Genomic DNA, 23974 nt, shown 5'->3' with positions numbered 1-23974 from the left:
CCCGACAGAGAAAACGCTTCGCCGGCGGACTGAGGGAATTCGCCAGGTTTAACTGCCCGGTAACCTGCCTCACCGATGCTGGAGCCGCGACAGAGGCAACCACCAGAAAGGGCAGGCGCGTGCCCCGACCGATCCAGACCGATTTGTTGCGCCGTCTCTTCAGGCGGTTGTGCCTGTTGGGCGCTCTGCTGGTCTGCCTGACTGCTCTTTCAGGTTCGCCGCCTTTGGGCGCCGATGAACCGGTGGTCCGGGACGAGGCGGTACTGGCGCGTCAGGCCACCATGCGTCAGGCCAAGGCCGCACTGGGGGTTCTGATGGACATGATCGCCCAGCGCCGCCGTTTTGACCGGCCTACGGCCCGCGCGGCGCAGGCGGATCTGGTCGACGTGCTCGATACGCTGCCCGAACGCTTCTCGGAACCTCATATGGACAGGCACAGCCGCGCGCGCAGCCTGATCTGGCAGGACTGGGGCCAGTTTTCCGCCTTGGCCCGGGCCGCCGCGCGCGCCGCGCGCGATTTGCGCCCCAACACTCTTCCGGCGCTGCGCCGCAGCCTGCCGGATCTGATGGCCACATGTCTAGCCTGCCACAGGCACTATCGCCGTGAACGCTAACGTCCTGCCTGCGCGGAAAAAGACGGTTCACCCCCCGCCGGGCACAGGATAGAAGGCAGCCAGAGCAGTTGCCGGAGTCCGAACATGAGCGCCCCCAAACCCGTCGTCCTGTGCATTCTCGATGGCTGGGGCCTTTCAGACGACAAGACCGCAAACGCGCCCTATCTGGCAAAGACCCCGACATTCGACATGATCATGACCAGGGGGCCGCATGCCCGGCTGATCACCCATGGGCCGGATGTGGGCCTGCCCAGCGGCCAGATGGGCAATTCCGAAGTGGGACACACCAATATCGGCGCAGGCCGGGTGGTCGCCATGGACCTTGGCCAGATCGATCTGTCGATCGAGGATGGCTCGTTCTTCGACAATGCCGCGCTGCTGGAGTTCATATCGAAGACCAAAGCAGCGGGCGGTACTGCACATCTGATGGGTCTGGTCTCGGATGGCGGTGTGCACGGACATCTGAACCATATCATCGCCGCCGCCCAAGCGATCACCGATGCCGGCGTGCCGGTGGCCCTGCATGCCGTCACGGATGGGCGCGACGTCGCCCCGAAATCGGCCTACGGGTATATGGCCGAACTGGAAGATCGCCTGCCGAAGGGCGCCCGTGTCGTTACCGTCACCGGGCGGTATTTCGCGATGGATCGCGACAATCGCTGGGAGCGCGTGCAAGAGGCTTATGACGCCATGATCAAGGGCGAGGGGCGTCGCGTCACCTCTGCCCATTCGGCCATCGACCACGCCTATAACCAGTCGGAAACCGACGAATTCATCACCGCCTCGGTGCTATCCGGCTATGAGGGGGTACAGGATGGCGACAGCCTGTTCTGCCTCAATTTCCGCGCCGACCGGGCCCGCGAGATCCTGCGTGCCATCGGCGAGCCGGGCTTTGCCGATTTCGACACCGGGCCCCGCCCGGCGCTGTCGGCGCTGCTGGGCATGGTCGAGTATTCGGACGGCCACAATGCTTACATGACCACCGTGTTTCCCAAGCGCGACATCGTCAACACGCTGGGTGCCTGGGTGGCGCAACACGGCTTGCGCCAGTTTCGCCTGGCCGAAACCGAGAAATATCCGCATGTCACCTTCTTCCTCAACGGAGGCAAGGAAGACCCGGAACCGGGCGAGGATCGTTTCATGCCGAAATCGCCCAAGGTGGCGACCTATGACTTGCAACCCGAGATGAGCGCCCCCGAGGTGACCGACAAGTTCGTCGAGGCGATCGGCGCGGGCTATGATCTGATCGTCACCAATTACGCAAATCCCGACATGGTCGGCCATACCGGCGACCTGAAGTCCGCGATCAAGGCGTGCGAGGCGGTGGATCAGGGCCTGGCCCGGGTCATCGACGCGCTGGAACGGGCCGGCGGCGCCATGATCGTCACCGCCGATCACGGCAATTGCGAGATGATGATCGACCCCGAAACCGGTGGACCCCATACCGCCCACACGCTGAACCCGGTGCCGGTGGCACTGGTCGGCGGCCCGGAGGGCGCGACCCTGCGCGATGGGCGGCTCAGCGATCTGGCCCCCACCGTGCTGGCGTTGATGGGCCTGCCCAAACCGCCCGAAATGACCGGAGAGAGCCTGATCACATGATCCGCCGAACCGTGCTTTTGCTGTCTCTCATGCTCTGGTCCACCATGGCCCCGGCCGAAGGTGACCCTGCCGAGGCGGCACAGGCGGCGGCGCGAATGCTCGAAGAGGCCTCGGTCGCGCTGGCCGAGGCGGAAAGCGCGCGCGATCGCGTACGCGCCCTGACCGGCACCGTACAGGCCTACGAGGCGGGGCTGGCCGCGATGCGCGACGGGCTGCGCCGCGCCTCGGTCCGCGAGGGGCAACTGGCCGCGGAACTGAATGCACGCGAGGGTGAGGTGGCGCAGCTTCTCGGGGTACTCCAAACCATCGAAACCGCGCCGCCGCCAGTGCTGATGCTGCACCCGTCGGGCCCCTTGGGTGCCGCGCGTTCGGCGATGACCCTCGCCGAGATGACCCCGGAATTGCAGGCCCGCGCCAACGCGCTGGCGCGTGACCTGACCGAGGTGCGAACCCTGCGCACGCTGCAACAGAACGCCGCGCGCACCCTGCAAGAGGGGTTGACCGGCATCCAGCAGGCGCGGGCAGAGTTGAGCCAGGCCATCGCCGACCGCACCGATCTGCCGCGCCGATTCACCGAGGATCCGGTCCGCACCGCCATCCTCGTCTCGTCCACCGAAACGCTCGAAGGGTTTGCCAGCGGGCTGTCCGAGATCGCCGAGGGCGAGATCGCCGCCTCTTCGGCTGATATCTCGGCCCTGAAGGGCCAGCTTCCCCTCCCGGTACAAGGGGTTCTGCTGCGCCGCGCCGGGCAGGCAGATGCCGCCGGTATCACGCGAGAGGGAATCATCGTGGCCACCCGTCCCCGCGCGCTGGTCGCCACGCCCACCGCCGCGACGATCCGCTATCGTGGCCCGCTGCTTGATCTCGGCAATGTCGTGATCCTTGAACCGCAGCCTGATCTGCTGATCGTGCTTTCCGGCCTGCAAGAGGTCTATGGCGCGGCGGGTGAAGTGGTTCCGGCGGGCACGCCTGTGGGCCTGATGGGCGGTGCAACCCAGGAAATCGGCGCGATTCTGTCAACAAGCGGTGATGGCTCTGGTACAGAGCGATCAGAAACGCTCTATATAGAGGTCAGAGAGGGCGACAGCCCGGTGGACCCGGAAACGTGGTTCCAAACCGACAAGGATGGATAGACGAGCATGAAAAAAGTCGTTTTGGCCGGACTGGCCGGGACTCTGGCAGGGATCATCGCCACAACCCAAGTCGCCGGACCGCTGGTCGCACAAGAGGCAAAGGCAAATTCCAACGTCTACGAACAGCTCGACCTGTTCGGCGACATTTTCGAGCGTATCCGCGCGCAATATGTCGAAGAGGTCGATGCAGGCGAATTGATCGAGGCAGCCATTGACGGCATGCTTACCTCGCTCGACCCGCATTCCAGCTATCTCTCGCCCGATGACGCGGCGCAGATGCGGGTGCAGACCCGAGGCGAGTTCGGGGGCCTGGGTATCGAGGTCACCCAGGAAGAAGGTTTCGTCAAGGTCGTGTCGCCCATCGACGGCACCCCCGCCGATGAGGCCGGGATCGAGGCGGGCGATTTCATCACCCATGTGGATGGCGAAAGCGTGCTGGGCCTGACCCTGGACAAGGCGGTCGACCTGATGCGCGGACCGGTGGGTAGCGAGATCGTGATCACCGTGGTGCGCGAGGGCGAGGACGAGCCGTTCGACGTCTCGATCATCCGTGACACCATCAAGCTCACCGCCGTGCGCGCCCGCACCGAGGGCACCAGCGTGGTGCTGCGCGTGACCACCTTCAACGACCAGACCTATCCCAACCTCGAAGAGGGGCTCGCCAAGCAGGTCGAAGCCGCGGGCGGCATCGACAAGGTCAACGGCTTCGTGCTTGACCTGCGCAACAACCCCGGCGGCCTGCTGACGCAGGCGATCAAGGTATCGGATGCCTTCCTCGACAGCGGTGAAATCGTGTCTACGCGCGGTCGCAACCCCGAAGACGGCGAGCGGTTCAACGCCACACTTGGCGATCTGGCCCAGGGCAAGCCGGTTGTTGTCCTGATCAACGGCGGTTCGGCTTCGGCCTCGGAAATCGTGGCCGGCGCCTTGCAGGACCATCGCCGCGCCATCGTGGTAGGGACCAAGAGCTTTGGCAAGGGATCGGTGCAGACAGTAATGCCTCTGCGTGGTGACGGCGCCATGCGCCTGACCACCGCACGCTACTACACGCCGTCTGGCCGCTCGATCCAGGCACTGGGTGTCAGCCCCGATATCGTGGTCGAGCAACCGCGCCGCCAACCCGAAGCCGAGGAAGAGCGGGTCACGCCACGCTCGCGCTCGGAGGCCGATCTGCGCGGACGCCTGAACAATGACAGCCTGAGCGAGGATGAGATCCGCCAGATCGAGGAAGACCGCGCCAAGGCCGAGGCTACTGCCGAACTGCGGCAAGAGGACTATCAACTGGCCTATGCCATCGACATCCTCAAAGGTCTCTCGGCGTTCGCCCCGGCAGACTGATCCGAGCAGACCAGACATCACGGCCGCATCACCTTCCGGTGGTGCGGCCGTTTTCGGTTAGGCTCCTACCGAATGCGCAGCTGTGTGCTCGGGTCAACTTGTCTCCAGGCAATGCCTGCGAAAGGCGCGCTTGAGCATGTCAAGCTCAGCACGCAGCAGTTCCACCTCGGCGCGCAGATCATCGGGAACGGATTCGCCCGCGATCAGGGTAAAGTCGCCCAGCTTCTTCTCGGTTTCACCATCGACAATCAGAAAGGTTTGCACCCCATCGGCGACGGCATAGTCCGGCACCGGGATCGTCAGGGTCCAGAAGCTGCTGTCGGTGCCCTCCACCAGCTCCACATCCGGGACTGGCAGATCAAGATGGGTGACCAGGATGTTGGGGCGTTTGCCGGTTGTGGGGGCACCGGTCAGCCGCCCCTCCCACACACCGTTGCGCAGGCGGATCTTGGTCAGGGTCAGGTCGCTCATTCTGTCACCTCTCACAGGGCCGCGCGCCGATGGCGGCAGAATGTCAGGTCGCGCAGAATGACCTGATTCATCTCGGGCGCTTCAAAGATCAGGTCCAGCCAGATCTTCTCGATCCGTTTCTCATTCAGCCGCGAATAGGCCAGATCGAATTCCACCATCACATCCTGTTCGTGCAACGGCAATTCACGCACGATCTGTTCGGTATTGGGGCCGTGGCGGATGTTGAGACGGGCAAAGATCTCCAACGGTTTCTCGCTTTCGATGATGGTATCGACCCGCAGCAGATGCGCCCGCGTCATCCCCTCTGCCGCCGTATCAGGCAGGTCGATCACAAGCGAAAGGAACGAACCGTCGAACTTGAAAACATCCATGCGCAACCCGTAGGGCGCCAGGTCAGCCTCACGCAGGTTACGCAGCTGGCGCAGGGTCAGCTCGGAGAATTCGCAATCATGAAACAGCGTCACCTCGCCCCCGAGGGTCGACCGCGTCGGTACCGAGGACAGACCCGGTGATGCCAGCGGCCCTCGCCACAGCTCGGGACGCCAGGACCAGTCGGTCCCATGTGGCTTGGGAAAGAAGGACGAGCCGATCAGAGGCAGCGCCAGCCGCCCGTCGGCCACGTTGATCAGCCGGTCCAGATGGGTGCGCAGGTCGCGCGCCCGGTTGCGCTGGCGACGCAGCTCGGACAAGGGGGTGGACAGCGCATTGCGGGCCGCCCGGCGCCAGCGCCGCATCTCCCGCAGATGAAACAATCTGTCCAGAACCCTGCCCATTCCCGTCCGCCGCTATTGGTGTCGCGCTGTTTTCTCTGTTTAGCGAAAGGATGTTAACTAAATAAACCCAATAACTCGATCCCTTGGGAAAAATTCTTGTTATGGAAACAATCCGCCGTCCAACCGCGGCGGCCCCTCGCGGGGGCTACCTTGTAATCGGGCCGGTCAGTGCTTACCGTCCAAAGGGCGGCCAGGGTCGCACAGTCGGCATAAATGTCGTTCAGGGTCAGCCGCGGCAAGAGGTGGGTGATGGAGCCCAGTCTGTTTTCCTTCATCTGGAAACATTCGAAACGCCAGCAGATTGCGTTGCTGGCGCTGACGGTGATCTCGTTTCCCTTTCTTTACGCCACGCTCGAACTGCCCAAGCGGATCATCAACGATGCCATCGGCGCACAGGTTGACCGGATCGACCTTTGGGGCGTCGAACTGAGCCAGATCGAGTACCTGTTCGCGCTCTGCCTTGCCTTTCTCGCGATGGTGGTCCTCAGCGGGCTGATGAAGATGAAGATCAACACCATGAAAGGGGTGTTGAGCGAGCGGATGCTGCGCCGTCTGCGCTATCAGCTGATCGCGCGGATGATGCGCTTTCCACGCGCTTACTACACGACCACCAGTCAGGGAGAGCTGGTGTCGATGATCACCTCCGAGGCCGAGCCGATGGGCGGTTTGATGGGGGATGCGGTGGCGCAACCGGTGTTCCAGGCCGGCCAGATGCTGACCATCGTGACCTTTTTGTTCATGCAGAATGTCTGGTTCGGGCTGGCCTCGGTCGCGCTGATCCCGCTTCAGGCCTGGCTGATCCCGCGCCTGCAGCGGCAAATCAACCTGCTGAACAAGGCCCGCATCCAGCAGGTGCGCCGCCTGAGCTCCGAAATCGGAGAAAGCGCGGCCGGTATCGCCGATCTGCGCACCAATGGTGGCTGGCGCTATCGGCTGGCGCAGATCACCGACCGGCTGGGGCGGCTCTACGATATCCGGTTCCGGATCTATCAGAAGAAATTCTTCATGAAGTTCCTGAACAACCTGATCTCGCAGATGACCCCGTTCCTGTTCTATTCGGTGGGCGGTTATCTGGCGATCAAGGGCCAGATCACAGTGGGTGCGCTGGTGGCGGCGCTGGCGGCCTACAAGGATCTGTCCAGCCCATGGAAAGAGTTGCTGACCTATTACAACCAGGTGCAGGACATGTCGCTGCGCTGGCAGGTGGTGACCGAACGCTTTGCTCCCCAGGGCATGATTCCAGCGGCACTCTTCGACGGCGAACCCGACGAGGTTCCGCGTCTGACCGGCGCCATCGAATTGCGCGACGTGACCGTACATGATCAGGACGGCAACACCATCCTCGAAGATATCGACCTGACGATCCCGCCCGGCGCCCGGGTGGCAATCCGTTCGGACCGGCCCGCCGAGCGGGCGGCTCTTGCACAGCTCCTGACGCGCGAGAGCTTGCCCAGCAGGGGCGAAGTGGTGATCTCGGGCCATCCACTCAGCACGCTGCACCAGACGGTGATCGCAGCCCGGATCGGCTATGCCCATTCGCGCCCGTATCTGTTCGACGGCACGCTGGGTGACAACCTGCTGATGCCGCTGCGCACCCGGCCGCAGGCCGACCCCTTGGCGCCCACCCGGCCGGACCGCCGGCTGGTCGAGGCGGTCCAGGCCGGCAACAGTGGCGATACGCTGGATGTCGACTGGATCGACCCGAGCCTCGCCGGGCTCACCGACGGCGACCAGATCCGCGATTGGTGGTTCCAACTGGTCGAGGCAATGGGCCTGGACGAATACATGTTCCGCCGCACCCTGCGCAGCCGGATCGACCCACGCCTGCACGAGCGCCTCACCGCCGAGATCGTCGCCCAGCGCGACATCGTTGCGCGCCGCCTGTCTGAACGGGGGCTGGCCGCGATGGTACACCGGTTCGACCCGGACCGTTTCAACCCTGCGGTCCCGCTGGGGGGCAACCTGCTTTTTGCCGCCCCGGCCCGCGAGATATCGCAAGAACAGCTGATCGGTGACGGACGTTTCATCCAGATGCTTCGGGACGAAGGTCTGGCCGACGAGGCAATGGAAATGGCGTTGGGTGTGGTGGCAACCCTGCGCCAGACCTTTGGGCGCGACGGGACACAGCACCCGCTGTTCCGGCGCATGGGTATGGAGGACGCGGTCTATCTGCGCCTGCTCGACATTGCCGACCGCCACGCCTCCGGCGGCGTCGAGGCGTTGTCCGACGAGGAACGCGCTCAGCTGATGACCGTGCCATTTCTGTTGACCGCCGAGCAGATCGGCCCCGCCTTCCCCGAGGAGTACAAGGACAAGATCCTTGCCATCCGCCGCGACCGTGCCAGCCGTCTGCGCACCCTGGTCGGCAGCGATTTCGTCGCCGTCGATCCGCAAGTCTATATCCCCCGGCTCACCGTTCTGGAAAACGCGCTTTTTGGGCGGGTCTCGATTGTTGCGGGCGCCCAGGCCGAAGCAATCGAGGACACGGTCGCCGAAGTGCTGGCCGAGGCGGGACTGCGCCGCCGTATTGCCGCGCTGATCTATGACATGCCCGCCGGTCTGGGCGGCGCCAACCTGCCAACGGTGTTTCAGGAGCGTGCCGCGTTTTCCCGCGCCAGCATCAAGCGGCCCGATATCCTGATACTGGACAATGCGCTGGCCAGCCACGACTCCGAAAGCCGCCTACGGACAAGGCAGCGGCTGCGCGAGTTGTTGCCCCGTGCCATCATGATCTTCATGGAAGACAGTTTCGCCAACCCCGAAGCCTACGACCTCTTTGTCGAGATCAAGCACGGTCGCATCGACGGCGTGACCAGGGCCCAGCCAGACCTTGCCGCCGGTGCCACTGCCGATCTGGACCGCAAACTGAAGATCATCGCCGCGACACCGCTCTTTGCGCGGTTGGATGCCCGCAACCAGCGGTTACTGGCCTTTTCGGCGCAATGGTATCGGGCGCAGGCTGGACAGGTCATCTTTTCCAGCGGACAGACCGCCGACGCCGCATATCTTTGTCTGTCGGGTCGGGCCGCGCTGCGCTGGCCCGAGGATGCACCGGGCGAGCGGCCCATTACATTGATCGAACCGGGCCGACTGATCGGCGATCTGTCTATCATCACGCGCCAGCCGCGCCCGATGGACCTGATCGCCGAAACCGAAAGCCGGTTCCTGCGTATCGGTGCCGAGGAGTTTCGTGCCGTCATCGAGCACGATGCCGGTGTCTCGCTGCATCTGTTGCAGACCGTGGCAGGACATCTGGTCGAAGCCGGCGACATCCTGCGCGCGGCACGGATCAATATCACAGACTTCACCGGCCAATCGCTCCGCCCGGCATCGCTCCCGAACGGCGGAAAGGAGCCCGATGCCTGATCGCCGCACCTATGCCCCGCATGAACAACTGGTCGCGCCAGGGCGGGCCCGGCCCGAGTTGTGGCGACTGATCGCCGGGCTCATCGCCATCGGGGTCATCGTGATGGGCGCCAATATGGTGCTCTACGGGTTGGTCAACATGCTCGCCAGCCCGGAATGGTCTGCCGGCTTCACCAGTGGCACCACGGCCGATGGGCTGTTGGTGCTGCTCGCCAGTTTCGGCTTTGTCATCCTGGGCGTTGGCATCGCCGCACGGCTGTTTCAACACCGCGCACCGCTGGGTATCATCGGCCCGCCTCGTCTGGCGTTGCAACAGTTCTGGCGAGTGTTTCGCCTGCTGCTGGTGCTGGGGGCGCTGCTCTTGATCTTGCCCCCCTATGACATGGGCGCGCCCCTGAAAGAGAACCTGCCGCCGGGGCGCTGGCTGCTGTTGCTGCCGCTGTCGATCCTGGCGCTGCTGATCCAGACCGGCGCCGAAGAGATCCTGTTTCGCGGCTATGTTCAACAGGCGCTGGCGGCGCGCTTTCGTTCGGCCCTGATCTGGATGGTGCTGCCCTCGGTTCTGTTTGCCCTGGGCCATTACCTGCCACAAGAGGCGGGGGCAAACGCGCTGCCCATCGCACTCTGGTCCGGGGTGTTCGGCATCCTAATGGCCGATATCACTGCACGGGCCGGCACGCTCGGCCCGGCCATCGCGCTGCATCTGTTCAACAACATGATCGCTCTGCTGATCGTCTCGCTGCCCGACAGCCTGTCGGGCCTGTCACTGTATCTGCTGCCCTATTCGATGGCCGATACCGAACATCTGCGCGCCTGGCTGGCGGTCGACTTTGCCACCATGTTCGTTACCTGGCTGCTGGCCCGGCTCGCCTTGCGACGCTGATTGCATTTCCGCGCACATCGCCTTATTTGACGCGGGTGCAGCATCACGGGGAGTCCACATGAACTGGATCACGAATTACGTCCGGCCGCGGATCAACTCGATCTTCTCCCGGCGCGAAGTGCCCGAGAACCTCTGGCAGAAATGCGACGAGTGCGGAACGATGCTGTTCCACCGCGAGTTGGCGGATAACCTGAATGTCTGCACCCAATGCGGCCATCACATGCAGATCACGCCGCGCGCCCGGTTCCAGGCGCTGTTTGACGGCGGCATCTTTACCGAGGTCGAGGTGCCCGAGCCGGTCGCCGACCCGCTGCATTTCCGCGACCAGAAGAAATATCCCGAACGGATGAAGGCGGCCCAGAAAGGGACCGGCGAGAAAGAGGCGATGCTGGTCGCCACCGGCGAGATCGGTCGCACACCAATCGTGGCCGCGGCACAGGATTTCTCGTTCATGGGCGGGTCCATGGGCATGTATGTCGGCAACGCGATCATCGCCGCGGCGCAAAAGGCGGTCGACCTGAAGCGGCCATTGATCCTGTTCTCGGCCGCTGGAGGCGCCCGCATGCAAGAGGGCATCCTGAGCCTGATGCAGATGCCGCGCACCACCGTGGCGGTGCAGATGCTGAAAGAGGCGGGCCTGCCCTATATCGTTGTACTCACCCATCCGACCACGGGCGGGGTGACCGCGTCCTATGCCATGCTGGGTGATGTGCATATCGCCGAGCCCAACGCGCTGATCTGTTTTGCCGGACCGCGCGTGATCGAACAGACCATCCGTGAAACACTGCCCGAAGGATTTCAGCGCGCCGAGTACCTGCTGGATCACGGCATGCTGGACCGGGTGATCAAGCGCACCGACCTGCGCGAAGAGCTGATCACCGTCACCCGCATGTTGCTGAACCTGCCGCCCGCGGTCCGCGGCGACCTGCCCGCGCCCGAGACGGCAACGCCCGTCAAGGCCGAAGAACAGCCTGCCCAGACCGCGAAACCGTCCAAATCATGACCAATCCCGGTTCCGACCTCATCCTCCAGCGGATGATGGCGCTGCACCCCAAGATCATTGACCTGACGCTGGATCGGGTCTGGCGCCTCTTGGCTGCGTTGGATAACCCCCAAGACCGTCTGCCACCGGTGATCCATATCGCCGGAACCAATGGCAAAGGCTCGACCCAGGCGATGATCCGCGCCGGGATCGAGGGCGCGGGGTTGAGTGCGCATGCCTATACTTCGCCGCATCTGGCACGGTTTCACGAACGGATCCGGGTAGCCGGAGAGCTGATTTCTGAACCCGACCTGGTGGCCGTTCTGGACGAATGCTACGCCGCCAATGGCGGCGAAACGATCACCTATTTCGAGATCACCACCTGCGCGGCCCTCTTGGCCTTTGCCCGAAGGCCCGCCGATTACACCCTGCTCGAGGTCGGTCTTGGCGGCCGCCTCGACGCCACCAATGTGATCGCGCGCCCGGCGCTGTCGATCATCACCCCGATCTCGATGGATCACGAACAGTTCCTTGGTGACACGCTGGCCAAGATCGCCGGTGAAAAGGGCGGGATCATCAAGCGCGGCGTTCCGGTTGTTGTCGGCCCCCAGCCCGACGAGGTGCTGGAGGTGATCGAGGCCACCGCCGCCCGGCTCGGCGCGCCTGTCCTGGCTCATGGCCAGCACTGGCATGTGCGTCAGGAGCGCGACCGCCTGATATTCGAGGATGAGACTGGCCTGTGTGACCTGCCGCTACCCAACCTGCTGGGCGCTCATCAGATCGAGAATGCCGGCGCGGCGCTGGCGGCGCTGCGTCACCTGAACCTGGGTGAGGCCGCCTGCGAGGCTGCCGTCACCCGCGCGCATTGGCCCGCCCGGATGCAGCGGCTGAAAACCGGCCCGCTGGTTCAATCCGCGCCCCAGGCCGAGCTCTGGCTTGACGGCGGTCATAACCCCGCCGCCGGTGTGGCGCTGGCCGCTCTGCTGGCCAGCCGGCCCGGACGCCCCACCCATCTGATCTGCGGCATGCTCAACACCAAGGACGTGACCGGCTATCTGCGCCCGCTCAGCTCCCAGGCGGGCAGCCTCACCGCCGTGTCGATCCCGGGCGAAGCGAATACCCTGACCGCCGATCAGACCGCCGAGGCCGCCCGGTCGGTGGGTCTCGCCGCAAGCACCGCGCCGGATGTTGCCACCGCCCTTGCCCGCATCGTCGAAATCGAGCCCGAGGCCCGCGTTCTGATCTGCGGCTCGCTTTACCTGGCCGGGAACATCCTGCGCGAGAACGGCTGAGAGCCAAGACGCGGCGGGCGAGGCGCTCTTGCCCGTCGTCAGCACCCTTGCTGTTCAAGAGAGGGGGCTTGGCTCCGGCCTAGTCGAGAACGTAGTTTACCGGTTCAAGTTTCGGGGGCACATCGCGACCCAGTGCGTTACAGACCGAGATCTCCATCACCCGGCACATGGCGCTGAGCGGTACCGAATTCGCCTGCTTGCGGAACGGATGTTCCAGTTCATGCGTGACCTCGGCAAACCCGAAGAAAACATAAGCCACCACCGCCGCGACCAGGGGTTCGAACCAACCGGCATCGTCGAGCAGGGCAAAGGGCAAAAGCAAGCAGTAGAGATAGGTCGTGCGCCAGACCAGCAGCGAATAAACAAAGGGCAGCGGCGTGGTCAGCAGCCGCTCGTTCCCTGCTTGAGCGATGGGGAAAGCAGCCAGCCGTTCAGCCAGAGCGCGTTGACCGAAGCCATTGATGCGCCCGTCTTCCGCCATCTCGTGCAGGCGGGTCGCGATGTCCTGTAGCGCGGCATTAGGCGGATTCGCATTGCGCATCAGCACCTCGGCCGCCTCCGCGCCAACCCAGTGATTCAAGGTTTCAGTCACCTCATCACCGCGCAGCTGGGCGCGATGCAGGTGATGAAAGGCCAGGATACGGGTCAGGATGAATTCTTCATCCGCCCCCTTGCCCGCAAATATCCGCAACTCTTGCGCCAGGCTCCGTACATCCGAGACCATCCGGCCCCAGATTCGCCGCGCCTCCCACCAACGTTCGTAAGCGGCGTTGTTCCGAAAACCGAGAAAGAGCGACAACGACAGGCCAAAGACCCCCATCGCAGCAATCGAAATCTGCGGCATCGCGACAACATACCGATGCAGCACAAGGACCAGCAGCGCCCAGAGCGCGGAACCAATGATGTTGGGCAGAATGCGTGGTACCACTGATCCGCTCAGGATCAGAAAAATCTCTCGTCGGCGGGGTGTGTCACGGACGATCATCGCCTGCCTGCCCCCAATCCCTGTCCTGCATCTCGCGCAGGCGCGAGGCGGTGCGCTCGAATTCGAACGTCCCCTCGCCCTCGACATAGAGCATTTCCGGCTCGGCGGCGGCAGAGCAGATCAACCGTACCCGCGCCTCGTAGAGCGCGTCGATCAGCGTGACGAAGCGCTTGGCCTCGTTGAAGTTGTTGCGCGAAAGGCGCGGGATGTCTTCGAGCACCAGAACCTTGACCGCCCCGGCGATGGCCAGATAGTCGCCCGGTCCCAGCATCCGCCCGCACAGGTCATAGAAGCTGGCCCGCCCGATCCCGTTGCGGAACGCGGGCAGTTCCACGTCGCGACCAGTGACCTTCAGGATCAGCGGCGTGCTTGCACCACCCGTCAGGTCGCGCCAGATCGCCTCGATCTCGCCACGCGCCGCAGGTCCGATCGGGGTGAAATAGACGCGGCTCCCTTCCAGCCGGTTCTGCCGGTAATCGGTGGGAGAAATCATTTCCCACACCCGCATCCGTTCCTTGATCAACTCGATGAACGGCAGGAACAACTGCCGGTTCAGCCCGTCCTTGTACAGATCGTCCGGCACGCGGTTCGAGGTGGTCACCACCACCACGCCCGCAGCGAAAAGCGCCTCAAAGAGCCGCCCCACGATCATCGCATCGGTGATATCGGTGATCTGCATCTCGTCAAAGGCCAGCACCTTGACCGAGCGGATCACCGCGTCGGCGACAGGCGCCAGCGCGTCGGCGACACCTTCATTGCGCGCAACATGCATGCCTGCGTGGATCTCCTGCATGAAGGCATGGAAATGCACCCGGCGCACCGGCACCGTGTCGCCCAGCGCCTCGACAAACAGATCCATCAGCATCGACTTGCCGCGCCCGACCCCGCCCCACAGGTACAGGCCCCGAGGCGGCGGCGGCGCCTTGCGGAACAACCCGCGCTTTACCGGTGTGCTCAATGCTTGGTGAATCCGGTCGAACTCGGCCAGTGCCGCCTCTTGCGCGGTATCGGCATGCAGGGTGCCCTCGGCCACACGGGCGGCGTAAAGATCGGAAACAACGGTCATTTTGCAGCCATACCCAACCTGCCCGGCCTTGAGAAGCGGCCCGTTAACGCTGCTCGCATCAATTTTCGTTAATGATGCCCGAAAAACTCCTGAATTGACGCCGCCATGTTTCAGCTTAGGGTCCGGCGAACAATACCACGGAGACCGCCAATGGACCGTTCGGCCCGCCTGATCAATCCGATCCTGATCGTCAGCTGCGTCATCATCACCGTCAGCTTTGCTGTCCGGGCCTCGTTCGGCGTGTTCCAGATCCCGATCGCCGAGGAGTTCGGCTGGCTGCGCTCGGATTTCTCACTGGCCATCGCCATCCAGAACCTCGCCTGGGGCATCGGCCAGCCGATCTTTGGCGCCATTTCGGAAAAGATCGGAGACCGCAAGGCGATCTTTCTCGGTGCGCTCCTTTATGCTGGCGGCATGGTGCTCAGCGCCTGGTCGACCACACCGCTCGAACATCAGATCTATGCCTGGGCGGTGGGGTTCGGCATCGCGGGCACCGGCTTTGGCGTGATCCTCGCGGTGGTCGCCCGCGCCTCCAGCGACGACAACCGCTCGATGAGCCTCGCCCTCATCACCGCCGCGGGCAGTGTCGGGCAGGTGATCGGCGCGCCCACGGCGGAATGGCTGCTGACCTTCCTGCCCTGGCAACAGGTGTTCATCGTCTTTGCGGTGGCGGTTCTGGCGCTGGTGCTGACCCTGCCGATGCTGCGCGCGCCCGAACCGGCCAGCAAGGCCGAGCTGCAAGAGAGCATGGGCCAGATCCTGTCCCGCGCCTTTCGCGACCCGTCCTATACGCTGATCTTTCTGGGCTTTTTCAGCTGCGGCTATCAGCTCTCGTTCATCACCGCGCATTTCCCCGCCTTCGTGACCGAGATGTGCGGGCCGATCCTGCCCGGCGGCGTTCTACATTCGATGGGGATCACCACCACCTCGGCGCTGGGTGCGGTGGCGATCTCGCTGGTGGGGCTGGCCAATATCGCAGGCACCCTGACGGCGGGCTGGGCGGGCAAGCATTTCCCCAAGAAATACCTGCTTGCCGGTATCTACACCGCCCGGACCGTGATCGGAGCCGCATTCATCCTGCTGCCGATCACCCCGCTGTCGGTGATCCTCTTTTCGGTGGCGATGGGCTCGCTCTGGCTTGCCACCGTGCCGCTGACCTCGGGCCTTGTCGCGCATCTTTACGGGCTGCGCTACATGGGCACGCTCTATGGCATCATCTTCCTCAGCCACCAGCTGGGCGGGTTCCTCGGCGTCTGGCTGGGCGGGCGGATGTACGACCTATACGGCGATTACACCATGGTCTGGTGGATCGGCGTCGGCGTCGGAGCTTTCAGTGCCATCGTCCACCTGCCGATCCGCGAGAACCGGGCGCCAGTGCCCGCATGAACAAAGGGTGGCAGGGTCAGCCCTGCCACTTGTCCAGAATGTAGCGGCTGGTCATCAGGTCCAGATGCGCACCGCCGCCATTCTTGAACACTGTGATGTCGTCGCGCGACGCTTTGAAAGCATCAAGATCGTAGTAATCGGCCACCACATCGGCGCGGGTGATCACCCCATCGGCCAGCGGCATCATCAACTCGCCGATATGGTCCACCGTAGTATCGAAACTGTCGACAAAGATGCGCGCACGGCGCATGGCCTCGTCATCGGCCTCGCGCATGTCGGGCCGATAGGCGCCGATCAGGTTCAGGTGCTGACCCGGGCGCAGCCATTCGCCGCGAATGACCGGCTCGCTCGACATGGTGGCGGTGACGATGATGTCGGCGCGGTTCACCGCCGTGGCCAGATCGTCGACCACCTCCAGCCCGTCATACCGCGCCGCTACCTCCTCGGCCTTGGACCGGGTGCGGTTCCACATCTTCAGGGCCGCCTTGGGGAACCCCGTCCCAAACGCCTCGCACAGGGACAGGCCCACGGTGCCCGCGCCCACCACCAGCACCTCGCGCGCGTCGGGGTCGGCCAGCCGCAGCGCCGCCAGCAGGCTGTCCCCCGCCGTCTTCCACTTGGTCACCAGGTGGAAATCCACGAGCGCCGACAGCGCCCCGTCATGGTCGCTGTAAAGGTTCACGGCCCCGTTGATCATCGGGTCGCCCCGCTCGGGGTTGCGCGGAAAGATATTGGCGGTCTTGACCGCAATGCCCAGCCCGTCGATCCAGGCCGACCGCGTCAGCATCGTGTCGGGATCGCGATACAGGAACGTATCGCCGATCTGCGCCTTGGGCAGGCTGTGGCCATCGGCCAGCGCCCGCGTCAGTTCCAGCCAGTCCAGCTTGGCCTCGCCCTCGGCAAAGGGAATATGGGGTATGCTCATGCGGCCTCTCCTTCGGTCAACAGCCCCTCGGCCACCAGGCGCGCGGCCCAGCCCTGAGGCCCGGTGAAATGATGTACCTGCCAGCCGCGCATACGCGCGGCATCGATATTCTCGACCCGGTCATCGGCGAATAGCAAGGTCCCGGGCGCCAGCCCGCAATCATCCTCGACCGCAGCATAGATCGGCGCGTGCGGCTTCACCATCTGCATCCGGCCCGAGACATAGGCCCGGTCGAACTCGGTCAGGAACGGGTAAACCGTGCAGGCGTAGTCGAAATTCTGTACCCCGAAATTGGTCAGCGCAAAGACCGGCACGCCCTTGTTTCTGAGCGCCCTGAGCAGGCGCACCGAATGCGGGATTTCAGGCGACGCCAGTTCGATCCAGTTGTCGTGCCAATCCCGGATCTGATCGCGCCATTCGGGGTATTTCTCGGCCCAGCCATAGATCGTATCGGTGAAATGATGGCCCTGATCGACCAGGTCGTTCATGCCATGCAGATCGACCTCGGCAAACATCTGCCGCCGCCGCTCCTCGCCCAGAACGCGGTCATAATACCGTTCCGGCTGCCACTCGATCAGCACATTGCCGATGTCGAAAACCACCGCCTCGATTGTCATCTGAAATCTCTCTTGCCCTGAATGAATGCAGACCAGCGGCCCTGCGTCGGACTGAACCAAGAGCGGGCCGGATGATCAACCCGAAACATCCGCACCAACCCGCGAAACGAAAAACCCCGGCTGCGCGGGGCAGCCGGGGTTCGATCTGTTGCAAGAGCTGGGTCGCTCAGAGGCCGGTCGACACGTCGATCGTGTTGCCCTCTTCGAGGGTCACATAGGCCTTTTTCACGTCTTTCCGCTTGCCCAGCTGGCCGCGGAAACGCTTGACCTTGCCTTTGGTGACGGTGGTGTTGACCGCCTTCACCTTGACGCCGAACAGCGCTTCGACGGCTTCCTTGATCTGCGGCTTGTTGCTGTCGATCGCCACTTCGAACACCACGGCACCGTTTTCGGATGCCATGGTCGATTTCTCGGTGATGATCGGCTTGCGGATCACGTCGTAATGTTGTGCTTTCGCGCTCATTTCAGACGAGCCTCCAGTGCTTCGACAGCCGCTTTGGTGAGCACCAGGGTGTCACGCTTGAGGATGTCATAGACGTTTGCGCCCATCGACGGCAGGATATCCAGACCTTCGATGTTGCGCGCGGCGCGGGCGAACCCTTCGTTGACCGCGGCGCCGTCGATGACCAGCGCGCGCTTCCAGCCCAGGTTTGCAACCTGCTTGGCCAGAGCTGCGGTCTTGCCTTCGGATTCGGCGTTCTCGATCACGACCAGTTCACCTGCCTTGGCCTTGGCCGACAGCGCGTGGCGCAGGCCCAGCTTGCGGAACTTCTTGGTCAGGTCGTGGCCGTGCGACCGCGGGGTCGGACCCTTGTAGACGCCACCGTGACGGAAGGTCGGCGATTTGCGCGAGCCATGACGCGCGCCACCGGTGCCCTTCTGGCGGTAGATCTTCTTGGTCGAGTAGCTGACTTCCGACTTGGTCAGAACCTTGTGGGTGCCGGCCTGCGCGTTGTTGCGCTGCCAGCGGACCACGCGGTGCAGGATGTCCGCACGCGGTTCCAGCCCGAACAGGGCCTCGTCCAGGTCGATGTCACCGGCCTTGGAGCCGTCGAGTTTGATCACATCGAGTTTCATGCTTCACCCCCTTCGGCGGGCGCTTCGGCAACAGGTGCTTCGGTTGCGGCCGATTTCACAGCAGCCGGGAAGGGCAGGCCTTCCGGTGCTTTCTTCTTGACGGCATCCTTGACGGTGACCCAGCCGGACTTCGGACCGGGCACGGCGCCCTTGATGAAGACCAGACCACGCTCGGCGTCGGTTTTCACGACTTCGAGGTTCTGGGTGGTGACACGGGCAGCACCCATGTGACCGGCCATCTTCTTGCCCTTGAACACGCGGCCCGGGTCCTGACACTGACCGGTGGAGCCGTGCGAACGGTGGCTGATCGACACGCCGTGCGAGGCGCGCAGACCGCCGAAGTTGTGGCGCTTCATGGCACCGGCGAAACCCTTACCGATCGAGGTCCCCGACACGTCGACCTTCTGGCCGGTCAGGAAATGCTCGGCCGAGATCTCGGCGCCAACTTCGATCAGCGCGTCTTCGGACACGCGGAACTCGGCCAGCTTGCGCTTGGGCTCGACCTTCTGTGCGGCGAAGTGGCCGCGCATGGCCTTGGATACGCGCTTGATCTTGGGGGTGCCTGCACCCAGCTGAACGGCGGTATAGCCGTCCTTCTCGGTGGTGCGCTGGGCGACGACCTGCAGGTTGTCCAGCTGAAGAACGGTCACAGGGATCTGCTTGCCGTCTTCCATGAACAGCCGGGTCATGCCGACTTTCTTTGCGATAATACCGGAACGCATTCTCTACCCTCCGATCTTACGACTGCAGCTTGATCTCGACGTCCACGCCGGCGGCGAGGTCGAGCTTCATCAGCGCGTCCACCGTCTGCGGGGTCGGATCCACGATATCCAGGAGCCGCTTGTGGGTGCGGATCTCGAACTGGTCACGGCTTTTCTTGTCGACGTGAGGGCCACGGAGAACCGTGAACTTCTCGATCTTGTTCGGCAGCGGGATCGGGCCGCGCACCTGCGCGCCGGTCCGCTTGGCAGTGTTGACGATCTCTTGCGTGCTGGCGTCCAGAACGCGATAGTCAAATGCCTTCAGCCGGATACGGATATTTTGGCTTTGCATTGTCATGCCTTTTTGTCAGGCGTTGGGGTTGAGAGGAGGATCCGCGCGCATCGCAAACCCTCGTCGAACCCAAACGGCGGGAATCACCCCGCCGCCAAATTCTCATCGAGAACCCGCGCGCTATACTAGGGGTCGGGATGGCTGACAAGGGGTTTTGGCCCCCGCTGGCGGGATGCGGTCGCTTTTCCCCAAAATACCACCCGCCAAGGGGATTGCGGGCCGGTTTTCAACCCTGCGCGTCCCTTTGGGCCGCGCGGATCTCGCGCTCCAGCGCGTCAAGAAACCGGGCGCGATCGGCTTTGGAAAAGGGTTTGCCGCCACCGCCCGCGCCCAGCGGGTTGGCAGCGCGCAGGTCGGCCATCAGGTCGCGCATCGCCAGTTGCTGGCCGATATTGGCGGGGGTGAAGGCCTCGCCATTGTGGCGCAGCACCCGGGCGCCGGCCTCGACGCATTTGGCGGCCAGCGGAATGTCGGCGGTGATCACCACATCGCCGCGCCCGGCGCGCTCGGCGATCCACATGTCGGCCACGTCCGGCCCATCGGGCACGATCACGGTTTCGACCAGCGGATTTTGCGACGGGCGCAGCCCCCCGTTCGACACCACGGCCATGCGCAGCCGGTGCCGGGTCGCCACCCGCTCGGCCTCGGCCTTCACGGGACAGGCATCGGCATCGATATAAAGCGTTGTCATTTCTCTTTGGCCGAGGGTTTCTTGTCGATGGTCTCGGCCTTGCCGTTCTTGCGCTTTACCTTGAACTCCTCGGGGATGGGCATCCGGTTGAACGCGTCCAGACCGGCGGTGCGATAGGCCTCGGCCAGGGTCGGATAGTTGAACGTGTTCTGCACGAAATAGTCCACCGTGCCTTTCAGGTTCATCACCGCCTGACCAATATGGATCAGCTCGGTCGCCCCCTCGCCCACGATCTGCACCCCCAGCACGCGACGGGTCTTGAGGCTCAGCAGCATCTTCAGCATACCATGTTCCAGCCCCATGATATGCCCGCGCGAGGTCTCGCGGAACCGCGCCACGCCCACCTCGTAGGGGATGCCGCGTTCCTGCAACTCTTCCTCGGACATGCCGCAGGTGGACATTTCGGGCACCGAATAGATGCCATAGGGGAACCAGGGGCTTTCCGGCAGGGTCGGCGTTTCCAGCGCGTGGCAGGCCGCGACCCGCCCCTGCTGCATCGAGGTCGAGGCAAGCGAGGGGTGCCCGATCACGTCGCCGGTGGCATAGATATGGGGCACCGATGTCTGATAGGTCTTGCGATCCACCGTGATCCGGTTGCGGTGATCGGTTTCCAGCCCCACCGCGTCGAGATTCAGCGCCGAGGTCGCGCCCATCCGCCCGGCGGCGAACAGCAGCATCTCGGCCCGGATATGGCGGCCATTGGCCAGGCTGATCTCGATATGGCTGCCGGTATCCTCGATCTTCTCCACCGCGGAACCCAACCGCAGATCGACACCGTTCTCGCGGATCTGATGGGTGAATTCCTGGATCAGGGTGCGGTCGATGAAATCGAGAAAGGTCTCGCGCGGTTCGATCAGCGTCACCCGCACATCCAGCGCCGAGAACATGCTGGCATATTCGACCCCGATCACCCCGGCGCCGATCACGGCCAGCGAACGCGGGATCCGCTCCATCTCCAGAAAGTCATCGCCATCCACAACGGTCTTGCCGTTGAAAGGAACGTAATCGGGGCGATAGGTCTTGGTACCCGTCGCGATCAGGAACTTGGCGGCGGTCAGGCGTGTGGTATCGCCCGCCTCGGTCGCCACCTCGATCTCGTGCGGGCCGAGAAAGCGGGCCAACCCGTTCAGCGTGTCGATATGGTTGCGGTTGAACTGATGCTCCAGCACGTCGACCTCGTAATCGAGCGTCATGTGCAGCCGCGCCTTGAGATCCTCGGCGCTGATCCGGTCCTTGACCCGGTAGGAGCGCCCGTAAAAGCTGCGCTCGCGCCAGCCCGACAGGTTCAGCACCGTTTCGCGCAGGGTCTTGGACGGGATGGTGCCGGTATGGACCGAGACACCGCCCAGCCGGTCCTTGCGGTCGATCACCAGCACCCGGCGTTTCAGTTTGCCCGCCTGGATCGCGGCAGCCCGACCCGAGGGGCCGGAACCGATGATGATCAGGTCATAGTCGAACGTGCTCATGCCGCTGCTCAATCGCGATAGAGCGCTTCGGCGTGGAATGACACGTGGTCTTCCATGAAACTGGAGACGAAGAAATAGGAGTGGTCATACCCCGGTTGCAGCCGCACGGTGGCCTGCTGGCGGCGCTCGGCGATGGCGGCGGCCAGCGCCTCGGGGCGAAGCAGGTCGATGAACTGGTCACTGGTCCCGGTGTCGATCAGAATCGGACCGTCAAAGCCCACCTGTTTCATCATCAATGTCGCGTCATGCTTGGCCCAGGTCGACTCGTCATTCCCAAGATAAGCGGTCAGCTGCTTGCGGCCCCAGTCGCTGCCTGTCGGATTCGAGATCGGCGCGAAGGCCGAAACCGAGCGATAGCGCCCCGGCAGGTTCATTGCCAGTGTCAGCGCCCCATGCCCGCCCATGGAATGGCCGGTGATCGCCTGCCGCGCAGGGTCGATGGCAAAATGTTCCGCCAACAGCGCGGGCAGTTCCTCGGCCACGTAATCCCACATGCGGAAATGCGGTGCCCAGGGCTCTTGCGTGGCGTTCACATAGAACCCGGCTCCCTGACCCAGATCGTAATCCTCGTGATCCGCAACCCCTTCGCCGCGTGGAGAGGTATCGGGAAAGACCAGCGCGATTCCCTGCTCGGCGGCCCATCCCTGCGCACCCGCCTTGACCATGGCGTTTTCATGGGTGCAGGTCAGACCCGACAGGTACCACAGCACGGGTACCGGGCCGTCCTTGGCCTCGGCCGGCAGGAACAGGCCAAAGGTCATGTCACAGCCGGTCGCAGCCGAGGCATGGCGATAGACACCCTGAATACCGCCGAAACAGGCGTTTTCCGAGACGGTTTCGATCATGACGCGGTCCTTTCCCTCTGGTTCCCTGCAATGGCTAGCGGTCCGGGGACCAGAGGTAAAGCATGCCGACCGGTCCGCCCCGTCTTTTTGCGGCACTCAGTGATAGCGTAGCGGCCCGCTTGACTTGCCCCCGGCCTGCGCCTTTGATCGCGGCAACCGCAGGAGGTGACATGCAAAACCCATTTGATCAGGAACTTCAGGACCGTCTCGTGCGCTATGCCGCCATCGACAGCCAGAGCGACGAAACTGCGCCCGCTTCACCCAGCACCGCCTGTCAGTTCGACATGCTGCACCTGCTGCGTGACGAGCTTGTCGAAATGGGCGCCCAGGATGTGGAACTGACCGACTATGGCGTTGTGCTGGCCACCATTCCCGGCACCGCGCCGGGGCCGACCGTTGGCTTTCTGGCCCATGTGGACACCGCACCGCAATTCAACGCCAGCGGCGTGAAGCCGCGCGTGATCAGCGGCTATAACGGTGGCGACATCACCTTTCCCGACGATCCCGCGCTGGTGCTGTCTCCCGCCGAACACCCCTATCTGGCGGAAAAGATCGGTCACGACCTGATCACCGCCTCGGGCACCACGCTCTTGGGCGCCGATGACAAGGCGGGCGTTGCCATCGTCATGACCATGGCTCGGCATCTGCTGAACAACCCCGATATCGCGCGCGGCCCGATCCGAGTGGCCTTTACCCCCGACGAGGAAATCGGGCGCGGGGTGAGCGAGCGTCTGCCCGCCGATCTGCGCGCCGATTTCGCCTATACGCTGGATGGCGGGAAGGTGGGAGAAATCGAATACGAAAGCTTCTCGGCCGACCGCGCGGTGGTGACGGTGACGGGCGTGTCGATCCATCCCGGCTGGGCCAAGGAGAAGATGGTCAACGCCATCCACCTCGCCTCGAAGATCGTGCAGACGCTGCCACAGGCGACAATGACCCCCGAAACCACCGACGGGCGTGACGGATTCATCCACGCCACCGATATGGAGGGCGGCTCGTCCGAGATGGTCATCAAGTTCATCCTGCGCGATTTCGAGCGGGACGGGCTGGCCGCCAAGGGAGAGCTGCTGCGCCAGGTCTGCGCCGCCGTGCAGGCAGGCGAACCGCGCGCGGCGATCAAATGCGAGATCTATCCGCAATACCGCAACATGCGCTATTGGCTGGAAAAGGACATGACGCCCGTCGACCTGGCCCGCGCTGCGGCCGAGGCCGAGGGGATAGAGCCGATCTCGGTCCCGATCCGGGGCGGCACCGACGGCTCGCGCCTGACCGAGATGGGGGTGCCGACGCCCAATGTCTTTACCGGCATGCAGTGTATCCACGGGCCGCTGGAATGGATCTCGGTTCAGGACATGGCAACGGCCACCCGCACCTGCGTGACGCTGGCGCAGATGGCGGCAAAGGGTTGA

Annotated in this window: 23 protein-coding genes; 10 read left to right on the top strand and 13 right to left on the bottom strand. The window is 63.8% G+C overall.

All coding sequences use genetic code 11. From position 1 onward, the window contains the following. Positions 1 to 119: 119 nt before the first annotated feature. The 4 genes from AC2FLM_RS08570 to AC2FLM_RS08555 all read left to right on the top strand — a co-directional run bounded on the left by AC2FLM_RS08570 (position 120) and on the right by AC2FLM_RS08555 (position 4687). Positions 120 to 614: a c-type cytochrome gene (locus tag AC2FLM_RS08570; RefSeq protein WP_496857231.1), complete on the top strand. Its 495-nt coding sequence runs from the start codon at positions 120 to 122 to the stop codon at positions 612 to 614. 84 nt (positions 615 to 698) lie between these two features. Continuing rightward, positions 699 to 2216, top strand: a complete 1518-nt coding sequence (gpmI, locus tag AC2FLM_RS08565; RefSeq protein ID WP_496857229.1) for a 2,3-bisphosphoglycerate-independent phosphoglycerate mutase — start codon at positions 699 to 701, stop codon at positions 2214 to 2216. After that, complete coding sequence (locus AC2FLM_RS08560; protein WP_496857227.1) at positions 2213 to 3349, top strand: murein hydrolase activator EnvC family protein; 1137 nt, start codon at positions 2213 to 2215, stop codon at positions 3347 to 3349. Before gpmI ends, AC2FLM_RS08560 begins: the two co-directional genes overlap by 4 nt. Positions 3350 to 3355: 6 nt before the next feature. Further along, positions 3356 to 4687, top strand: a complete 1332-nt coding sequence (locus AC2FLM_RS08555) for a S41 family peptidase (RefSeq protein WP_234139067.1) — start codon at positions 3356 to 3358, stop codon at positions 4685 to 4687. Positions 4688 to 4780: 93 nt separating this feature from the next. Here AC2FLM_RS08555 and AC2FLM_RS08550 read toward each other — a convergent pair whose 3' ends face one another. Next, entirely contained in the window at positions 4781 to 5158 is a 378-nt protein-coding gene (locus AC2FLM_RS08550; RefSeq protein ID WP_496857225.1) for a hypothetical protein, read from the bottom strand. 11 nt (positions 5159 to 5169) lie between these two features. Continuing rightward, positions 5170 to 5931: a DUF6478 family protein gene (locus AC2FLM_RS08545; protein ID WP_496857223.1), complete on the bottom strand. Its 762-nt coding sequence runs from the start codon at positions 5929 to 5931 to the stop codon at positions 5170 to 5172. A 249-nt stretch (positions 5932 to 6180) separates the two neighbouring features. On the opposite strand from AC2FLM_RS08545, the gene AC2FLM_RS08540 reads away from it, so the two are divergent. Genes AC2FLM_RS08540 through AC2FLM_RS08525 form a run of 4 tightly spaced genes read left to right on the top strand, consistent with a single transcriptional unit; the run spans position 6181 to position 12454 of the window. Then, the gene (locus tag AC2FLM_RS08540; protein WP_496857221.1) at positions 6181 to 9297 is read left to right on the top strand and encodes an ABC transporter transmembrane domain-containing protein; all 3117 of its coding nucleotides are present in this window, start codon (positions 6181 to 6183) and stop codon (positions 9295 to 9297) included. Continuing rightward, positions 9290 to 10180 carry a CPBP family intramembrane glutamic endopeptidase gene (locus tag AC2FLM_RS08535; protein WP_496857219.1) on the top strand — a complete coding sequence of 297 codons (891 nt, stop codon included), beginning with the start codon at positions 9290 to 9292 and terminating at the stop codon, positions 10178 to 10180. Before AC2FLM_RS08540 ends, AC2FLM_RS08535 begins: the two co-directional genes overlap by 8 nt. Positions 10181 to 10238: 58 nt before the next feature. Next, positions 10239 to 11183: an acetyl-CoA carboxylase, carboxyltransferase subunit beta gene (gene accD, locus AC2FLM_RS08530; protein WP_234145806.1), complete on the top strand. Its 945-nt coding sequence runs from the start codon at positions 10239 to 10241 to the stop codon at positions 11181 to 11183. Then, positions 11180 to 12454, top strand: a complete 1275-nt coding sequence (locus AC2FLM_RS08525; protein WP_496857217.1) for a bifunctional folylpolyglutamate synthase/dihydrofolate synthase — start codon at positions 11180 to 11182, stop codon at positions 12452 to 12454. The genes accD and AC2FLM_RS08525 overlap by 4 nt, the downstream gene beginning before the upstream one ends. 79 nt (positions 12455 to 12533) lie before the next feature. Here the strand turns inward: AC2FLM_RS08525 and AC2FLM_RS08520 are convergent, their stop codons facing one another. Together AC2FLM_RS08520 and zapE are read right to left on the bottom strand one after the other, a co-directional pair. Next, positions 12534 to 13439 carry a bestrophin family protein gene (locus tag AC2FLM_RS08520; RefSeq protein WP_234145804.1) on the bottom strand — a complete coding sequence of 302 codons (906 nt, stop codon included), beginning with the start codon at positions 13437 to 13439 and terminating at the stop codon, positions 12534 to 12536. After that, positions 13426 to 14505 (bottom strand): cell division protein ZapE, encoded by a 1080-nt coding sequence (gene zapE / locus AC2FLM_RS08515; RefSeq protein ID WP_496857215.1) that lies wholly within the window; start codon positions 14503 to 14505, stop codon positions 13426 to 13428. Before zapE ends, AC2FLM_RS08520 begins: the two co-directional genes overlap by 14 nt. 150 nt (positions 14506 to 14655) lie before the next feature. On the opposite strand from zapE, the gene AC2FLM_RS08510 reads away from it, so the two are divergent. After that, the gene (locus AC2FLM_RS08510) at positions 14656 to 15891 is read left to right on the top strand and encodes an MFS transporter (RefSeq protein WP_234172271.1); all 1236 of its coding nucleotides are present in this window, start codon (positions 14656 to 14658) and stop codon (positions 15889 to 15891) included. Positions 15892 to 15907: 16 nt separating this feature from the next. Here the strand turns inward: AC2FLM_RS08510 and AC2FLM_RS08505 are convergent, their stop codons facing one another. From AC2FLM_RS08505 to fghA, 9 genes are all read right to left on the bottom strand, one after another. Next, positions 15908 to 16816 carry an ornithine cyclodeaminase family protein gene (locus AC2FLM_RS08505; protein WP_234139076.1) on the bottom strand — a complete coding sequence of 303 codons (909 nt, stop codon included), beginning with the start codon at positions 16814 to 16816 and terminating at the stop codon, positions 15908 to 15910. Further along, positions 16813 to 17433 (bottom strand): HAD family hydrolase, encoded by a 621-nt coding sequence (locus tag AC2FLM_RS08500; protein ID WP_234139077.1) that lies wholly within the window; start codon positions 17431 to 17433, stop codon positions 16813 to 16815. Before AC2FLM_RS08500 ends, AC2FLM_RS08505 begins: the two co-directional genes overlap by 4 nt. Before the next feature lie 166 nt (positions 17434 to 17599). Beyond that, positions 17600 to 17896 (bottom strand): 50S ribosomal protein L23, encoded by a 297-nt coding sequence (locus tag AC2FLM_RS08495; protein WP_093029010.1) that lies wholly within the window; start codon positions 17894 to 17896, stop codon positions 17600 to 17602. Next, positions 17893 to 18510, bottom strand: coding sequence for a 50S ribosomal protein L4 (gene rplD / locus AC2FLM_RS08490; RefSeq protein ID WP_234139078.1), 618 nt, complete (start codon positions 18508 to 18510; stop codon positions 17893 to 17895). Before rplD ends, AC2FLM_RS08495 begins: the two co-directional genes overlap by 4 nt. After that, on the bottom strand, positions 18507 to 19232 hold the full coding sequence (rplC, locus tag AC2FLM_RS08485; RefSeq protein WP_011049497.1) for a 50S ribosomal protein L3: 726 nt from the start codon (positions 19230 to 19232) through the stop codon (positions 18507 to 18509). Before rplC ends, rplD begins: the two co-directional genes overlap by 4 nt. 16 nt (positions 19233 to 19248) lie before the next feature. Then, positions 19249 to 19563 carry a 30S ribosomal protein S10 gene (rpsJ, locus tag AC2FLM_RS08480; RefSeq protein WP_005621947.1) on the bottom strand — a complete coding sequence of 105 codons (315 nt, stop codon included), beginning with the start codon at positions 19561 to 19563 and terminating at the stop codon, positions 19249 to 19251. Positions 19564 to 19789: 226 nt separating this feature from the next. After that, positions 19790 to 20254 carry a YaiI/YqxD family protein gene (locus AC2FLM_RS08475; RefSeq protein WP_234165223.1) on the bottom strand — a complete coding sequence of 155 codons (465 nt, stop codon included), beginning with the start codon at positions 20252 to 20254 and terminating at the stop codon, positions 19790 to 19792. Next, positions 20251 to 21720, bottom strand: a complete 1470-nt coding sequence (gene sthA, locus AC2FLM_RS08470; RefSeq protein WP_496857211.1) for a Si-specific NAD(P)(+) transhydrogenase — start codon at positions 21718 to 21720, stop codon at positions 20251 to 20253. The genes AC2FLM_RS08475 and sthA overlap by 4 nt, the downstream gene beginning before the upstream one ends. A gap of 8 nt (positions 21721 to 21728) precedes the next feature. Then, on the bottom strand, positions 21729 to 22562 hold the full coding sequence (gene fghA / locus AC2FLM_RS08465) for an S-formylglutathione hydrolase (protein ID WP_234184709.1): 834 nt from the start codon (positions 22560 to 22562) through the stop codon (positions 21729 to 21731). A 173-nt stretch (positions 22563 to 22735) separates the two neighbouring features. On the opposite strand from fghA, the gene pepT reads away from it, so the two are divergent. Next, positions 22736 to 23974: a peptidase T gene (gene pepT, locus AC2FLM_RS08460; RefSeq protein WP_496857209.1), complete on the top strand. Its 1239-nt coding sequence runs from the start codon at positions 22736 to 22738 to the stop codon at positions 23972 to 23974.

Source organism: Ruegeria sp. SAZD011 (genome assembly GCF_059612545.1).
This window is presented reverse-complemented; position numbering and strand designations above follow the sequence as displayed.

Excerpts from the sequence above, each read along its gene's own strand:
- gpmI (WP_496857229.1), top strand. The coding sequence starts at position 699 with ATGAGCGCCCCCAAACCCGTCGTCCTGTGCATTCTCGATGGCTGGGGC.
- AC2FLM_RS08560 (WP_496857227.1), top strand. The coding sequence starts at position 2,213 with ATGATCCGCCGAACCGTGCTTTTGCTGTCTCTCATGCTCTGGTCCACC.
- AC2FLM_RS08555 (WP_234139067.1), top strand. The coding sequence starts at position 3,356 with ATGAAAAAAGTCGTTTTGGCCGGACTGGCCGGGACTCTGGCAGGGATC.
- AC2FLM_RS08550 (WP_496857225.1), bottom strand. The coding sequence starts at position 5,158 with ATGAGCGACCTGACCCTGACCAAGATCCGCCTGCGCAACGGTGTGTGG.
- AC2FLM_RS08545 (WP_496857223.1), bottom strand. The coding sequence starts at position 5,931 with ATGGGCAGGGTTCTGGACAGATTGTTTCATCTGCGGGAGATGCGGCGC.
- AC2FLM_RS08540 (WP_496857221.1), top strand. The coding sequence starts at position 6,181 with ATGGAGCCCAGTCTGTTTTCCTTCATCTGGAAACATTCGAAACGCCAG.
- AC2FLM_RS08535 (WP_496857219.1), top strand. The coding sequence starts at position 9,290 with ATGCCTGATCGCCGCACCTATGCCCCGCATGAACAACTGGTCGCGCCA.
- accD (WP_234145806.1), top strand. The coding sequence starts at position 10,239 with ATGAACTGGATCACGAATTACGTCCGGCCGCGGATCAACTCGATCTTC.
- AC2FLM_RS08525 (WP_496857217.1), top strand. The coding sequence starts at position 11,180 with ATGACCAATCCCGGTTCCGACCTCATCCTCCAGCGGATGATGGCGCTG.
- AC2FLM_RS08520 (WP_234145804.1), bottom strand. The coding sequence starts at position 13,439 with ATGATCGTCCGTGACACACCCCGCCGACGAGAGATTTTTCTGATCCTG.
- zapE (WP_496857215.1), bottom strand. The coding sequence starts at position 14,505 with ATGACCGTTGTTTCCGATCTTTACGCCGCCCGTGTGGCCGAGGGCACC.
- AC2FLM_RS08510 (WP_234172271.1), top strand. The coding sequence starts at position 14,656 with ATGGACCGTTCGGCCCGCCTGATCAATCCGATCCTGATCGTCAGCTGC.
- AC2FLM_RS08505 (WP_234139076.1), bottom strand. The coding sequence starts at position 16,816 with ATGAGCATACCCCATATTCCCTTTGCCGAGGGCGAGGCCAAGCTGGAC.
- AC2FLM_RS08500 (WP_234139077.1), bottom strand. The coding sequence starts at position 17,433 with ATGACAATCGAGGCGGTGGTTTTCGACATCGGCAATGTGCTGATCGAG.
- AC2FLM_RS08495 (WP_093029010.1), bottom strand. The coding sequence starts at position 17,896 with ATGAGCGCGAAAGCACAACATTACGACGTGATCCGCAAGCCGATCATC.
- rplD (WP_234139078.1), bottom strand. The coding sequence starts at position 18,510 with ATGAAACTCGATGTGATCAAACTCGACGGCTCCAAGGCCGGTGACATC.
- rplC (WP_011049497.1), bottom strand. The coding sequence starts at position 19,232 with ATGCGTTCCGGTATTATCGCAAAGAAAGTCGGCATGACCCGGCTGTTC.
- rpsJ (WP_005621947.1), bottom strand. The coding sequence starts at position 19,563 with ATGCAAAGCCAAAATATCCGTATCCGGCTGAAGGCATTTGACTATCGC.
- AC2FLM_RS08475 (WP_234165223.1), bottom strand. The coding sequence starts at position 20,254 with ATGACAACGCTTTATATCGATGCCGATGCCTGTCCCGTGAAGGCCGAG.
- sthA (WP_496857211.1), bottom strand. The coding sequence starts at position 21,720 with ATGAGCACGTTCGACTATGACCTGATCATCATCGGTTCCGGCCCCTCG.
- pepT (WP_496857209.1), top strand. The coding sequence starts at position 22,736 with ATGCAAAACCCATTTGATCAGGAACTTCAGGACCGTCTCGTGCGCTAT.